Source organism: Pseudomonas sp. B10(2017), from assembly GCF_002113295.1.
Lineage (GTDB): Bacteria > Pseudomonadota > Gammaproteobacteria > Pseudomonadales > Pseudomonadaceae > Aquipseudomonas > Aquipseudomonas pudica.
Genome location: NZ_NEJU01000048.1, coordinates 1 through 1249 on the forward strand (window position 1 = coordinate 1; position 1249 = coordinate 1249).

Annotated in this window: 1 protein-coding gene; it reads left to right on the plus strand. The window is 61.9% G+C overall.

Annotated features, from left to right (window positions below; translation table 11 throughout):
- Positions 1–1249, plus strand: a 1249-nt coding sequence (gene bamA / locus CAF92_RS26220) for an outer membrane protein assembly factor BamA (RefSeq protein ID WP_085602346.1), incomplete at both ends; no start/stop codon positions are given.

A 1249-nucleotide genomic window follows, 5' to 3' on the forward strand; every position in this document is an offset into this window, starting at 1 on the left:
TGCCGCTGAACGTCGGCGACCAGGCCGATGACCGCCGACTGGTGGAGTCGACCCGTTCCCTGTTCAAGACCGGCTTCTTCCAGGACATTCAGCTGAACCGCGATGGCAATGTCCTGATCATCAACGTGGTCGAGCGCCCGTCGGTGTCGAGCATCGAGATCGAAGGCAACAAGGCCATCAGCACCGAAGACCTGATGAAGGGCCTCAAGCAATCGGGCTTGGCCGAAGGCGAGATCTTCCAGCGTGCCACCCTCGAAGGTGTGCGTAACGAGCTGCAGCGCCAGTACGTGGCCCAGGGCCGCTACTCGGCCGAGGTCGACGCCGAGGTGGTGCCGCAGCCGCGCAACCGTGTGGCGCTGAAGATCAAGATCAACGAAGGCACCGTCGCCGCCATCCAGCACATCAACATCGTTGGCAACAACGTGTTCGACGACGAGACCCTGGCGCAGCTGTTCGAGCTGAAGACCACCAACTGGCTGTCGTTCTTCAAGAACGACGACAAGTACGCCCGCGAAAAGCTCTCCGGTGACCTGGAGCGCCTGCGTTCCTACTACCTGGACCGCGGCTACATCAACATGGACATCGCCTCCACCCAGGTGTCCATCACGCCGGACAAGAAACACGTCTACATCACCGTCAACATCAACGAAGGCGAGAAGTACACCGTCCGCGACGTGAAGCTGTCCGGTGACCTGAAGGTGCCGGAAGACCAGGTCAAGTCGCTGCTGCTGGTGCAGCCTGGCCAGGTGTTCTCGCGCAAGGTGATGACCAGCACCTCCGAGCTGATCACCCGCCGCCTGGGCAACGAAGGCTACACCTTCGCCAACGTCAACGGCGTGCCGCAGCCGAACGATGAAGACCACACCGTCGACATCATGTTCGTGGTCGACCCGGGCAAGCGTGCCTACGTCAACCGCATCAACTACCGCGGCAACACCAAGACCGAAGACGAAGTGCTGCGTCGCGAAATGCGCCAGATGGAAGGCGGCTGGGCCTCGACCTACCTGATCGACCAGTCCAAGACCCGCCTGGAGCGCCTGGGTTTCTTCAAGGAAGTGAACGTCGAGACCCCACCGGTGCCGGGCACCGACGACCAGGTCGACGTCAACTACAGCGTCGAAGAGCAGGCCTCCGGCTCGATCACCGCCAGCGTCGGTTTTGCCCAGAGCGCCGGCCTGATCCTCGGTGGTTCGATCAGCCAGAGCAACTTCCTCGGTACCGGTAACAAGGTGTCGATCGGCCTGACCCG